Below are 13,297 nucleotides of genomic sequence, written 5' to 3'. Positions count from 1 at the left end.
AATTAGATGGGTCTATCGCCAACAAAAAAGGCGCGGACCTGGCCCGCGCCTTTCGATGCCCGAGCCTTCGAAACTCAGTCCTTCTCGAAGATGCGTGCCTTGGCGACGACGCCGGCAATGGCGCCGCCGATCAACGGTGCAACGATGAACAGCCAGAGCTGGCCGATCGCCGCAGTTCCCGAAAACAGCGCCGGGCCGATCGAGCGGGCCGGATTGAGCGACGTGCCGGTCACCGGGATGATGGCGAAATGCAACCCTGCCAGCGTCAGGCCGATGACCAGCCCGGCGAACGCCGTCGAGTGCTTTTCTGCCGTGACGCCCAGGATCACGGTGACGAAGGTGAAGGTGCCGATCACTTCCCACAGGAATGCCGAGCTGACACCCCATTTCGCCACGTCCCAGCCATTGGCGCCGAAGCCGGTGGTGTGTCCGCCAACCTGGCCGGAGACGATGATCCACAGCGCCAGCGAAGCAAGGACGCCGCCGATGATCTGCGCGATCCAGTAGGGGATGACATCCTTGGCCGGCAGCCGGCCGGCAAGGAAGACGCCGAGTGTCACCGCCGGATTGAGATGCGCGCCCGAAATGGGGCCGATCGCATAGGCCGCCGCAATGAGGCCGATGCCGAATGCCAGGCCGATGCCTTCCTGGCCGAGCGGCAGCGCACCGCCGAAGCCGCCCGTCACCACAGAAGCCGTACCGATGAACACCAATAGAAATGTGCCTAGAACTTCCGCCAGATAAGTCTTCATTGCCCTCTCCTCGTGTCGATCCGCTGGTCCGCCTTTTCGCGCCGCGAATCACAACCGAAAGAGTATTCGCAACCAGAAAAGTTGGAAAGCAGAGCGGTTGTGCTGGCCGACCTGCTTGTGCGCGCCGGTTGCGCGCTCTAGAGCAGGGCCGGAATAATTTTCTGCGTGACGGAACAAGACCATGCGACTGGGCGGACGGCTGGCTGCGGCCATCGAAGTGCTGGAAGACATCGGCAGGCGCCACCGGCCGGTGGCGGACGCGCTGAAGGATTGGGGCCTGTCGCATCGCTTCGCCGGCGGCGGTGACCGCGCGGCGATCGGCAACATCGTCTACGACGCCTTGCGCCACAAGCGTTCCGCCGGCTGGCTGCTGGGCGAGGACACGCCGCGTGCCATCGGCTTCGGCGCGCTGCTGCTCGAATGGGGCCAGACGGCGCAATCGCTCAACGACGCCCTCGACGGCGACAAGTTCGCACCGCCGCTGCTGACCGCCGCAGAGCTTCAGGCAATTGCCGGGCGCCGGCTTGCCGATGCGCCGGACGCGGTGCGGGCGGATGTTCCTGACTGGTGCGCGCCGCTTTTCGAGCGAGCCTTTGGCCCCACATGGGTCGATGAGGGCGCCGCACTGGCGACACGCCCGCCGCTCGATCTCAGGGTCAACACTTTACAGGCCAATCGCGACAAGGTGCTGGCCGAACTGACGGGAACCGGGGCGAAACCTGCCGCCATCGCTCCGCACGGCATCCGCATCCCGCCCATCGACGGCGACGGCAGGCACCCGAACGTCCAGGCTGAGCCGGCCTTCCAGAAAGGCTGGTTCGAGGTCCAGGACGAAGGCTCGCAGATCGCGGCCGCCCTTGCCGGGGCCGAAGCCGGCATGCAGGTGCTGGATTTCTGCGCCGGCGCCGGCGGAAAGACGCTGGCATTGTCGGCTTCGATGGACAACCGCGGCCAGATCTTTGCCCACGATGCCGAAAAGGCGCGGCTGGCGCCGATCTTCGACCGCATTCGCCGCTCTGAAAACCGCAATGTCCAGATCGTCACCAAGCCGGCCGAACTCGCCCCGCTCGGCAACCACATGGACATTGTGCTGGTCGATGCGCCCTGCACCGGCAGCGGCACCTGGCGGCGCCGTCCCGACGCCAAATGGCGGCTGACGCAAAGACAGCTCGACGCTCGCAAGGGTGAGCAGTCGGCGATCCTCGATGCGGCCAAGGCCTATGTAAAACCGGGCGGCCTGCTGGTCTACATCACCTGCTCGGTTTTCGATGAGGAGAATGGCGAGCAGATCGCGGCCTTCCGGGACCGTAACAACGGTTTTGTCCCGGTCGACCATCGCGCGCTTTGGGACAGCCGTTTTCCCGGCCATGAGGCAGCTGTACGCATCGGTGCTAAAGGCGACATCTCGCTGTCGCCGGCGCTGAGCGGCACCGACGGGTTTTACTTCTGTGCGCTGCGCAGGTCGGCTTGAACCCATTGGATATCGCCAATCCCTGACGGATGTGTGCCGCCAACCGGAAGACGAGGTCGATTGCTGCAGTGCAGCAAAAGCATTTGCCTGCCGCCCATGCCTCTGCAATAAGCTTATCCGCATAAAGGAAGGCAGCGGCCATGGCAGCAAAGATCGTTCCCGCCCCGGACTATGAAGAACGCGTCAGGACCTCCTTCGCGCGCCAGAAGGCGATGGCCACGATCGGCGCCGAACTGACGCTGGTGACGCCCGGCATCATCGAGATCGAGATGCCCTATTCGGCAGCACTCACCCAGCAGCACGGCTTTCTGCATGCCGGTGTCATTTCGACGGCGCTGGATTCGGCCTGCGGCTACGCGGCGTTTTCGCTGATGCCGGAAAACTCCGGCGTGCTGACCATCGAGTTCAAGGTCAATCTGCTGGCGCCGGGCCGGGGCGAGCGCTTCCTGTTTCGCGGCTCGGTGACCAAGCCCGGCCGCACCATCATCGTCGCCGATGGCCAGGCCTATGCCTTCGCTGCCGATGGCGAGGCCAAGCTGATCGCCACCATGACCGGGACCATGATGACGGTAGTCGGGCGGGACGGCATAGAAGGGTGATCCTATGGGCAACGTTGCGCGAATAGGAGGTAAGGACGTCCTCTTCGTCATGGCGGCGCAGGCCGAATATGGCCCGCACCTCAAACAGCTGGTCACGCCATTGATGACAGGCGTCGGTCCGGTCGAAGCAGGCGTCAGGCTGGGCGCTGAACTCTCCTGGCTGAAGTCGCAGAAGGCGCTGCCGGACCTCGTCGTGTCGCTTGGCTCAGCCGGCAGCCGCACGCTGGAGCAGACGGAAATCTACCAGGCCGTTTCGGTCAGCTACCGCGACATCGACGCCTCGCCGCTTGGTTTCGAGAAAGGGGCGACGCCGTTTCTCGACCTGCCGGTTACGGTGCCGCTGCCGTTTAGGATTCCTGATGTAAGGGAGGCGACGCTGTCGACCGGCGGCGCGATCATCACCGGTGCGGCCTATGATGCGATCGCCGCCGACATGGTCGACATGGAGACCTTCGCTTGCCTGCGCGCCTGCCAGCTGTTCGGCGTGCCGCTGATCGGCCTGCGCGGCATTTCCGACGGCGCGGCTGATCTCAGGCATGTCGGCGACTGGACCGAGTATCTGCATGTCATCGACGAGAAGCTGGCGGACGCCGTCATGCGGCTCGAACAGGCGATCGGCTCGGGTGTGCTTCGGACGGCACCATCCCGTGAAGATGCCAGGCCAGTCTGAAGGTCAGGCCTCGCAACCCATTGCGCCGACTCATTTCTTTCTCTAAACGCTCGCCATGAAAACAGCCAATCATCCCGACACCGTCCTGATTGTCGATTTCGGCAGCCAGTTTACCCAGCTCATCGCCCGCCGTATCCGCGAAGCGGGTGTGTTTTCCGAGATCGTGCCGTTCCAGTCGGCCGAAGCGGCGTTCAAGCGCATCAATCCGAAGGCTGTCATCCTGTCCGGCGGCCCGGCTTCGACCAGCGATATCGGCAGCCCGCGCGCGCCGCAGATCGTCTTCGACGCCGGCGTGCCGGTGCTCGGCATCTGCTACGGCCAAATGGCTATGTGCGTGCAGATGGGTGGCGTCGCCGAAAGCTCCGACCATCGCGAGTTCGGCCGCGCCTTCGTCGAGATTCAAAAGGACAGCCCGCTGTTCGAGGGCCTATGGGCGCCCGGCCAGCGCCACCAGGTGTGGATGAGCCATGGCGACCGCGTCATCTCCTTGCCCAAGGGGTTCGAAGTGTTAGGCAAGTCGGAAGGCTCGCCCTTCGCCATTTTCGGCAATATCGAGCGCAAGATGTACGGCATCATGTTCCACCCCGAGGTGGTGCATACGCCCGATGGTGCCCGGCTGCTGCGCAACTTCGTCCACAACATCGCCGGCATCGAGGGCGACTGGACCATGCGCGCCTATCGTGAGCACGCGGTCGAGACGATCCGCAAGCAGGTCGGCAAGGGCAAGGTCATCTGCGCGCTGTCGGGTGGCGTCGATTCCTCCGTCGCGGCGCTGTTGATCCACGAGGCGGTCGGCGACCAGCTGACCTGCATCCTTGTCGACCACGGCCTGATGCGCAAGGACGAGGCCGCGGGCGTGGTGGCGATGTTCCGCCAGCACTACAATTTGCCGCTGATCCTGGTCGATGCCTCTGACAAGTTCATCTCGGCGCTGGAAGGCGAGGCCGACCCCGAGAAGAAGCGCAAGACCATCGGCAGGCTGTTCATCGAGGTGTTCGAGGAAGAGGCCAAGAAGCTCGGCGGCGCCGACTTCCTGGCGCAAGGCACGCTCTATCCCGACGTCATCGAAAGCGTCTCCTTCACCGGCGGACCCTCGGTGACGATCAAGTCGCACCACAATGTCGGCGGCCTGCCCGCGCGCATGAACATGCAGTTGGTCGAGCCGCTGCGCGAACTGTTCAAGGACGAGGTGAGGGCGCTCGGCAAGGAGCTCGGCCTGCCCGAAAGCTTCATTGGCCGCCATCCGTTCCCCGGCCCCGGTCTTGCCATCCGCTGCCCCGGCGGCATCACCCGCGAAAAGCTGGAGATCCTGCGTGAGGCCGACGCCATCTATCTCGACGAGATCCGCAAGGCCGGCCTCTACGACGCCATCTGGCAGGCCTTTGCCGTGCTGCTGCCGGTGCAGACGGTCGGCGTGATGGGCGACGGCCGCACCTACGAGTTCGTCTGCGCGCTGCGCGCCGTCACCTCGGTCGATGGCATGACGGCGGATTTCTATCACTACGACATGACGTTCCTCGGCGCTGCCGCCACCCGCATCATCAACGAAGTCCGCGGCATCAACCGCGTCGTCTACGACGTCACCTCGAAGCCGCCGGGAACAATCGAGTGGGAATGATTCAGGCCCACCCAAACGCCGCCGAGAGCACCCCAATCTGCGACGTAACCTACTGAAAACAAAAATAAATCCTTGCAGGGACATTCGGCGACAATCGGCACGCAGAGATTGGCTTTGACGGACCGGTTGACGGACCTTCCTCGTATTGCCCACTCGAATTTTTCTAAGTACCGTCGGAGCCAATGTGGCTCGTGACGGTACTTTTTTGTGCCTTAAGGCATTGAAGAAAAAAGGAATTTCCTTTCACGCAGCCTCGAAATTGTACTGACGGTACTTTTCAGGAGGCAATGGTTATGCTGACGGACGCCGCCCTCAAGGCGTTGAAACCAAAAGAGAAAATCTACACGAGGGATCGGCGCCGCGCGCGTCGCCAGCAGCCCGAGAAGGATGGCGATAGGCGTCGCTCCGATAGGTTCAACGGCCTTCGCCGGGCCGCAAGCGGGATTTGAGCCGCACGATTGTTCGGGCAAATAGGCCCTCGTCCGCGGTCGCGCGTGCGAGCACGAGAGCGCCCTGGATTCCCAGCACGACATCCTCGGCGCTCTCCCCGGCGGCGGCGGGACCCCATCCTTGCCGGATTAGAGCGTCGCGCAAAGCCGCGATCCACTGGATGAAATATCCTGAAATCCGATCGGCAAACCGATCGCGCGTACCATCGAGGGCAAAGGCGCCCACGAGGCAAATGCGTCCACCCGAGCGGAAGTAGGAATCAACGGCGTCCCACATACGCGCAATGGCAGCGCTAGGTGGCTCGCTGCGCAGTGGCTCGAAGACATGGCGCTCAAACCAGGCACCAACATCCTCCAGTACCGCGTTCGCCATCTCCTCCTTACCGCCCGGGAAGAAGTGATAGAGGCTGCCCTTGCCCATGCCGGTCCTTTCGGTGATCCGGCTCAACGATGTCCCCTCGTAGCCAAACTCCCGGAAGACTTCGGCTACGAGGGGAATGACGTCTGGGCGCTGGTTGAGCGTCCGCATGCGATTAGCCTCGCTGCATTAGAGGCCCAGGTCAGAGAGCCCCGGGTGATCGTCCGGTCGCCGGCCGAGAGGCCAATGGAACTTGCGATCCGCTTCCTTGATCGGAAGGTCATTGATGCAGGCGAACCGTCGCTGCATCAAGCCTGCGGCATCATATTCCCAGTTCTCGTTGCCGTAAGAGCGGAACCAGTTGCCGCTGTCGTCGTGCCATTCATAGGCGTAGCGGACGGCGATCCGATTGTCATTAAAGGCCCAGAGTTCCTTGATCAGGCGGTAATCGAGTTCCTTTGCCCATTTCCGGGTGAGGAAGGCCACGATCTCGGCGCGACCGCCGGTGAATTCGGCCCGGTTCCGCCAGCGGCTGTCCGGGGTGTAGGCCTTAGACACCTTTTCAGGGTCACGGCTGTTCCATCCATCTTCCGCAAGGCGGACCTTCTGCGTTGCGCTTTCGAGGGTGAAAGGTGGGGCGATCATGCTCATTCGCGTTTTTCCTGTACCGGTTAATCCATCGTGGGTTGAACGGTACAGGGAGAACGGGTATCTCGCGCATTGTACCGATAGGTACAAAATAAACCGATCGGTACAACAATGTCAACGCCCCGTTGGCGTTGGTTGTCCGTAGGGTCGGGCCTCTATAACAAGCCGACGACGAGGTGCAGCGCCGCCACATGATGCAGGAGTGGTCGGACATGTGGGCGCGTGGGAGGGAAGGACGTAAGCGCAGCCTCGAGACTATGTCGACGAGCTTCGTCGCGCCCGTCCGATGTCGACTAAGGTGGCTGACGTCGCGAAGAAGGTCCTGAAGCGGGTGGACTGGCTGATGCCTCTGGAGCCGTTTACGGTTCCGTTGCGGCTTCGACCTGTGAAAGGGACAAATCTAGCGCATTTGCGAGTGCTGCTTTTTCATATTGCCTTCTAAAGGCGCGCCATTTGGGGGTGCGGCAGGTCGCAACTGGCCAGATTGTTCGGATGCAACGACACACTCCCCGTGCCCTCGTTTCTTGGAACATTTCTTAGCGGAGTTCGGTCGATCCCCGATCGCCTCAATCCTGGCGGAGTCGACAGCATCTGAGTCTGAACAGCTTAAATACTAGCCGTTATATTCAGTATGCTCTGAAACAGCTTATTTTCTAGCCATTTTTGCTGTCTGTTCGTCCGGAACCTCCATCACGTGGATCGTCTTTCCCTCGCAAAGCGAGCCCACTCCGGCTTGCCATTCCCCGAGCATCCTTTCGCCGACCTGAGGGAAATCCTCGAGACGCGAAACCATCGTCCGGAATTTCCGGTTCATGGCTATAGGCCGCGCCATAGACCGACCTGACCATTTCGGGATCAGGCCGCAATAACGCCTCAGGCTCCGTCAGGATCTGCTCAGCGCCGATTGACATCACGAGCGATCCGGTTAAAAGTTGTACACCTAACCCTACAAATAATAAGAGCGGGAATAGAGTTTGATGATACTCCAACGTGCCTCCGGCGCGGTGCGCGTCGATGTCGGGGCGCTCAATCAGCGTAGCTACAGGATCGTGCGGCTGAAGCATGTGGGGCGCTGGATTGGGGCGCTTGTCGTGGTCGTGGCACTTGCGCTGCTGGTGCAGGCTTTCGCGCATGGGCAGATCCATTGGGCGACGGTGGGAGAGTTCCTGACCGCCGGCGTCATTGTGCGCGGTTTTGGCAACACGCTGCTGATTTCGTTCTTCGCCATGATCATCGGCGTGTCGCTGGGCACCCTGTTTGCCATCATGCGGCTGTCGGCCAATCCGGTCACCCGCTTCGTCGCCTGGCTCTATGTCTGGGTGTTCCGGGGCACGCCGGTGATGCTGCAGCTTTTGATCTGGTTCAACATCGCGCTGGTGTTCCCGCGGCTGGTCATTCCCGGCCTCTATGAGGCGCGCATGGTCGATGTCGTCACGCCTTTCGTCGCAGCACTGCTCGGGCTCGGCATCAATGAGGGCGCCTATATGACCGAGGTGGTGCGCGGCGGCATCTCGTCGGTCGACCACGGCCAGACGGAAGCCGCCAAGACGCTGGGCATGTCCCGCTTTCAGACGCTGCGGCGCATCATCTTGCCGCAGGCCATGCGGCTGATCATTCCGGTGATGGGCAATTCGGCGATCGGCATGCTGAAATTCTCCTCGCTCGCCGCCGCCATCTCGATGGGCGAGATGCTGAACGCGGCGCAGCAGATCTATTTCATCAATGGCGCGGTCATCGAACTGCTGTTCGTCTGCGGCATCTGGTACCTCGCCGGCACCACCGTGCTCAGCATCGTCCAGTATTACATCGAGCAGCATTTCGGGCGCGGCGTGGCCGGCACGCCGGCGAAATTCTCCTTCCGCCTGCCGTTCAGGAGCAACACGCCCCTGTCGGGCGGCGTCGAGGAGTCCAAGGCATGACCACCATCGTCAAGGCCATCAATGTCCGCAAGAGTTTCGGCGCGCACCAGGTGCTGCGCGGCGTCGACTTCGAGGTCGAAAACGGCGAGGTGCTGTGCATCCTCGGGCCTTCCGGCGGCGGCAAGAGCACGCTTTTGCGCTGCATCAACCATCTGGAGGACCTTAATGACGGCGTCATCTGGGTGGACGGCGAGATCATCGGCTACGAGCTCAAGGGCAGCACGCTGCACGAACTGCCGCCGCGCCTGCTGCGCATGCAGCAGCGCGAGATCGGCATGGTGTTCCAGCACTTCAACCTGTTTCCGCACATGACAGCGCTGGAAAACGTCATCGAAGGGCCGGTCACCGTGCGCAAGGAGCCGAAGGCGCAAGCCGAGGCGCGCGGGCGGGAGCTGCTGACCTCCGTCGGGCTCGCCGACCATTGCGGCGCCTATCCGGTGCAGCTTTCGGGCGGCCAGAAGCAGCGCGTGGCGATCGCGCGCTCGCTGGCCATGAAGCCGAAGATCATGCTGTTCGACGAGCCGACCTCGGCGCTTGACCCGGAGCTGGTCGGCGAGGTGCTGGACGTGATGCGCGCGCTCGCCGCCACTGGCACGACGATGATCGTCGTCACCCACGAGATCGCCTTCGCCCGCGATGTCGCCGACCGCGTCGCGATCATGGTCGACGGCGAGATCCGTGAAATGGGCCCGCCCGCCGAGGTGCTGGCCAATCCCAAGGACGCAAGGGTGCGCAGCTTCCTCAGCCGCGTGCTCTCCTGAACGACCCTCCACCCTCTTTCCGCAATATCTTCAAAACAGCAAGGAGCCTGAAATGACGACTTCCACCGCCGCGACCATCTCGCGGATTCTCGCCTGCGCCATGGTTTCGCTGGGCGTGCTGGCATCCGCCGCCTCCGCCGGCACTGACGATAAACTGCGTGCAATGCTGCCGGCCAAGGTGCGCGACAGCGGCGCACTGAACATCGCCATCAGCCTTGCCTATCCGCCGATGGAATATTCGGACGCTGGCTCCACCGATCTCAAGGGCGCCGACATCGACATGGCCAAGGAAGTCGCGGACCGTCTCGGGCTGAAGCCGAACTTCCAGAACGTCGAGTTTCCACAGCTGATCACCTCGGTGACCACCGGCCGCGCCGACATGATCTGGACCGCGTTTTCCGATCTGACCGAGCGTCAGACGCAGCTTGATTTCATCGACTATTTCCAGACCGGCAACCAGCTCTATTCGATGGTGAAGAACCAGGAGACCATCAAGTCGGTCAAGGACCTCTGCGGCAAGGCCGTCGCGGTAGCCACCGGCACAAGCTGGGTGGGCCTGGTCGAGCGCGTCGGCAAGGAAACCTGCACGCAAGGCTCGCCGCTGACCGTGTTGCAGCTGCCGACCGAGGCCGAGCACATCTTGCAGATGAAGCAGGATCGCGCGCAGGCCTCGATCATGGGTTTCGAGGGCATCCTCGAACTGCAGAAACAGAAGCCGGGCGAGTTCTATACGATCGGCGATCTGCTCGAGCCCGGCCACTATGGCATTGCTTTTGCCAAAGACTCTGGCGATCTGCAAAAGGCGGTCAAGGCAACGCTGGAGGCCATGAAGGCTGACGGCACCTATGTCGCGATCCTCGACCATTATGGACTAAAGAACGCCGCGGTGCCGGAATTCACCGTCAACGCCGGCAGGTAAGGGGCGCCTGATGGCTGACTTGATCGTTCTTGATCCGCACGCACCGATTCCGCTGTACACGCAGCTCTACCGGATCCTGCGGCTGCGGATTCTCGAAGGGCAGTACGCGGAAGGGGATGCCATCCCCTCCGAGAACGTGCTGCGCGACGAGCACGGCATCACCAGGAGCACTGTCCGCAAGGCCATCGCGCTCTTGGTGAACGAGGGGCTGGTGCGCCAGTTTCGCGGCAAGGGAACGATCGTCAGCTACGCGCCGATCAACAACAGCGTCTGGAACTTTGGCGGCTTCACCGACTATTCGCGGGCGCGCGGGCAGCGCCCCGTCACTTCCTTGCTGGAGCAGGCAACGGAGGACGGGGCGAACGGGCCGGTGCTGAAGCTGGTGCGTGCCCGCGGCATCGCCGTCGAGGACGTGACGCTGTTCCTCAACCTCGACACGTCCTGGCTGTCGCTGAAGCGCTATCCCGGTCTCGACATCTTCGATTTCGAGAAACAGTCGCTCTACCAGGTGCTGCGCGACCATTACGGCGTCTCGCCGGCCCGCTCGGAACTGACGCTATCGGTGGTGGCGCCTTCAGCGCTGACCACAAAAGTGTTCGGCGACGGGCTCGACGTGCCCGGCTTTCTCTGCGCCACCGGCGACGTGTTCAGCAGCAGCGACGAGCTGGTGGAGAGAACCTCCGTCATCTACTCGCCGACGCTGGAAATGCGCGTCGGCACCTCGTGGAGCACGGGTAACGGCCAGCCGCCGGGCGCCTGATTACGCAGGCGCGCCGCTGCCAGACAGAATCAGGCGGCGCGCTTAAATCCTTGTTTTGACATGCGTCATCGCGCCCGCCGGTTGGCGATCCTGGGAGGAGGATATGCGGGGCAGCGACAGAAATTCACCATCTCAGCTTGATTGGAAATTGCCTTGGACTCCCGCTTCGAACAGACCTTCGCCACGCCCAAACCCATTCTCGGCATGCTGCACCTGACCGGCGCGACGCCGGCCGAGCGGCTCGCCATTGCGCGGCGTGAAGCCGAAATCCTGCTGGCCAACGGCGTCGACGGCGTCATCGTCGAAAACTATTTTGGCGACAAGGACGACGTCCGCGGCGTGCTGGAATGGCTGGAGGCGCGCCAGCCGGACGCGCAGGTCGGGCTCAACGTGCTGCGCGATCATCATCTGGCGTTCGAGCTCGCCCGCCAGTTTCGCGTCGACTTCATCCAGATGGATTCGGTCGCCGGCCACCTGCGCCCGGACGAGGACGCGGATTTCGCCGCCGAGTTGAAGGAACTTCGTGAAGGCGCGAATGCCTTGCTGCTTGGCGGCGTGCGGTTCAAGTACCAGCCGGTCAATTCCGGCCGCACCGAGGAGGAAGATTTGCTTCTGGGCATGCAGCGCTGCGATGCCTTTGTCGTCACCAGCGACGCCACCGGCCAGGAGACCGACCTCGAAAAAGTCCGGCGTTTTCGCGCGCTGACGGGCGGCCATTTCCCGCTGCTGATCGGCGCGGGACTGACCGCCGCCAATGCCGCCGACCAGCTGGCGCTCGCCGATGGTGCGATCGTCGGCAGTTTCTTCAAGGATAGTTATGTCGACACCGGCATCGTCGACGAGGATCATGTCCGCGAATTGATGGGTGTCGTCGCGGGCATTCGCCATCAGCCGGTGGCCGTGAGAGCGGGAGCGGGCACATGACGATCAGCATCAGCGCCATGCCGGTCCGCGAAGCGGATTTCTCCGCCTACGGAACGGTCCATTCGTTGGCGGCTCCCGGCACGCCTGCGAGCGAGGTAGGGCTGGTGCGTTCTTCGGGCCTCGGCTGGACGGACACCTACACAGCGGCGCCGCTGCTGAGCACCACTGGCAGCCTCGGCTACACGCTGGGCGAGGGCGGGCCGTTCGACACCGTCAAGATGGAGCGCCATCTCGACACGCAGGAAGCGCTGTTCTGTGCTGCCAAACCCATCGTGCTGGCGGTGGCCGCAGCTACGGAAGCAGCGCGACCAAAGGCCGGGGATATCCGCGCCTTTATCATTGAACCGGGCACGGTCGTGGTCATGCATAAGGGCACCTGGCACGATGCCTGCCGGGGCATCGACGAGCCGACGCATTACTACTGGATGGCGACGTGCGGCGGCGGCTCCGTCTGGGTCGATATCGAGGGCGGGCCGGTGCATGTGACAGCGGCGGGCCGCTTCGATGCCTGAGGCAAGAACCGCCTTCTTTATCGGGGATGTCGCTCTCGACGACTATTTCACCGCAGAACGCTGGCCCGACATTGCCGACAAAGCCTTGGTCCGGGAGGCGAAGAGCTATGTTGGCGGTATGATCGCCAACGCGGCGAGCGTCCATGCCGGGCTTGGTGGGCGCACGGAATTCATCTCGCTGCTCAACGACAGCCAGTTGTCCGCGCGGCTGTGCATGGCGCTGAACGAGACCGGCGTTTCGACACGGCATATGCTGCATGATCCGTCGCTGGCGGATTCGCGCAACCTGATCTTCCTGGTCGGCGACGAGCATGTGGTTCTGATCATCGAGATGGGCAACCAGCCGATGCAGCTGACGCCCGAAGCGCTGGCCGGCCTGCGCACGCCCGGCTACCTCTATATGAGCCTTGGCCGCACGAAGCGGCTGCGGGCCGAGGGGCTGCAGGGTAGGGAACTGCTGGCGGATTTCCGCCGCCATGGCCGCAAGCTGATCCTCGATCTCGACGTCGACGGTTTTTCGGCTGGCGATCTTGATTACCTGCACGGCGCGGATGTGCTGATCATGAACCAGATCGGCTTCGGCCACGCCTTCGGCGACATCGATCTCGCCGGCATGAATGCGTGGATGCGGAAGCATCAGGTCGGCACGGTCATCCGCACGCTGGCCGCCGCCGGCGCGGAGGCGTTCGATGGGCAAGGTCGCATCGAGGTCCGGGGCTACAAGGTTCCCGTCATCGACGTGACCGGCGCCGGTGACACGTTTGGCGGCGCGCTGACCTATGCGCTCGGCGAAAACCTCAGCGTGCCCGAGGCGCTGGAACTGGCAATCGCTGCCGCCTCGCGTGCGGTCGCAATCGAGGGGCCGCAAGGCGGCGTCGCCTCGCTGGAAACGATCAAGCTGTTCCGAGCGGAGTTCGCGCGGGAGCGGAGCTAGTCT

General features: G+C 63.0%; 14 protein-coding genes. 11 read left to right on the top strand and 3 right to left on the bottom strand.

What is annotated here, in order from left to right; genetic code table 11:
- Positions 1-74: 74 nt before the first annotated feature.
- A complete protein-coding gene (locus C8D77_RS27130; RefSeq protein ID WP_109669950.1) occupies positions 75-752 on the bottom strand; it encodes an MIP family channel protein in 678 nt (225 codons plus the stop codon).
- Between the two features lie 181 nt (positions 753-933).
- On the opposite strand from C8D77_RS27130, the gene C8D77_RS27125 reads away from it, so the two are divergent.
- From C8D77_RS27125 to guaA, 4 genes are all read left to right on the top strand, one after another.
- Positions 934-2,223, top strand: a complete 1,290-nt coding sequence (locus C8D77_RS27125; RefSeq protein ID WP_109669948.1) for an RsmB/NOP family class I SAM-dependent RNA methyltransferase — start codon at positions 934-936, stop codon at positions 2,221-2,223.
- A gap of 140 nt (positions 2,224-2,363) precedes the next feature.
- Positions 2,364-2,822, top strand: a complete 459-nt coding sequence (locus C8D77_RS27120) for a PaaI family thioesterase (protein ID WP_109669946.1) — start codon at positions 2,364-2,366, stop codon at positions 2,820-2,822.
- A 4-nt stretch (positions 2,823-2,826) separates the two neighbouring features.
- Positions 2,827-3,492, top strand: coding sequence for a 5'-methylthioadenosine/S-adenosylhomocysteine nucleosidase (locus C8D77_RS27115; RefSeq protein WP_109669944.1), 666 nt, complete (start codon positions 2,827-2,829; stop codon positions 3,490-3,492).
- Between the two features lie 55 nt (positions 3,493-3,547).
- A complete protein-coding gene (gene guaA, locus C8D77_RS27110) occupies positions 3,548-5,110 on the top strand; it encodes a glutamine-hydrolyzing GMP synthase (RefSeq protein ID WP_109669942.1) in 1,563 nt (520 codons plus the stop codon).
- A gap of 414 nt (positions 5,111-5,524) precedes the next feature.
- Here guaA and C8D77_RS27105 read toward each other — a convergent pair whose 3' ends face one another.
- Together C8D77_RS27105 and C8D77_RS27100 are read right to left on the bottom strand one after the other, a co-directional pair.
- Positions 5,525-6,088: a TetR/AcrR family transcriptional regulator gene (locus tag C8D77_RS27105; protein ID WP_109669939.1), complete on the bottom strand. Its 564-nt coding sequence runs from the start codon at positions 6,086-6,088 to the stop codon at positions 5,525-5,527.
- Positions 6,089-6,106: 18 nt separating this feature from the next.
- The gene (locus C8D77_RS27100) at positions 6,107-6,568 is read right to left on the bottom strand and encodes a nuclear transport factor 2 family protein (protein ID WP_109669937.1); all 462 of its coding nucleotides are present in this window, start codon (positions 6,566-6,568) and stop codon (positions 6,107-6,109) included.
- Positions 6,569-7,542: 974 nt separating this feature from the next.
- Between C8D77_RS27100 and C8D77_RS27090 the strand changes: the two genes are divergently transcribed.
- From C8D77_RS27090 to C8D77_RS27060, 7 genes are all read left to right on the top strand, one after another.
- Positions 7,543-8,484, top strand: coding sequence for an amino acid ABC transporter permease (locus C8D77_RS27090; protein WP_109669933.1), 942 nt, complete (start codon positions 7,543-7,545; stop codon positions 8,482-8,484).
- Positions 8,481-9,245 (top strand): amino acid ABC transporter ATP-binding protein, encoded by a 765-nt coding sequence (locus C8D77_RS27085; protein ID WP_109669930.1) that lies wholly within the window; start codon positions 8,481-8,483, stop codon positions 9,243-9,245. The genes C8D77_RS27090 and C8D77_RS27085 overlap by 4 nt, the downstream gene beginning before the upstream one ends.
- Before the next feature lie 52 nt (positions 9,246-9,297).
- Positions 9,298-10,164: an ABC transporter substrate-binding protein gene (locus C8D77_RS27080; RefSeq protein WP_109669928.1), complete on the top strand. Its 867-nt coding sequence runs from the start codon at positions 9,298-9,300 to the stop codon at positions 10,162-10,164.
- A gap of 10 nt (positions 10,165-10,174) precedes the next feature.
- Positions 10,175-10,924, top strand: coding sequence for a GntR family transcriptional regulator (locus C8D77_RS27075; RefSeq protein ID WP_109669926.1), 750 nt, complete (start codon positions 10,175-10,177; stop codon positions 10,922-10,924).
- Between the two features lie 153 nt (positions 10,925-11,077).
- Positions 11,078-11,848, top strand: coding sequence for a BtpA/SgcQ family protein (locus C8D77_RS27070; protein WP_215732083.1), 771 nt, complete (start codon positions 11,078-11,080; stop codon positions 11,846-11,848).
- Positions 11,845-12,360, top strand: a complete 516-nt coding sequence (locus tag C8D77_RS27065; RefSeq protein WP_109669923.1) for an ureidoglycolate lyase — start codon at positions 11,845-11,847, stop codon at positions 12,358-12,360. The genes C8D77_RS27070 and C8D77_RS27065 overlap by 4 nt, the downstream gene beginning before the upstream one ends.
- Positions 12,353-13,294 (top strand): carbohydrate kinase family protein, encoded by a 942-nt coding sequence (locus C8D77_RS27060; RefSeq protein WP_109669921.1) that lies wholly within the window; start codon positions 12,353-12,355, stop codon positions 13,292-13,294. Before C8D77_RS27065 ends, C8D77_RS27060 begins: the two co-directional genes overlap by 8 nt.
- Positions 13,295-13,297: the final 3 nt, after the last annotated feature.

Source organism: Mesorhizobium loti (genome assembly GCF_003148495.1).
Classification (GTDB): Bacteria; Pseudomonadota; Alphaproteobacteria; order Rhizobiales; family Rhizobiaceae; genus Mesorhizobium; species Mesorhizobium loti.
Note: the sequence above shows the minus strand (reverse complement) of the source record. Positions and strands in the feature narration are given on the sequence as shown.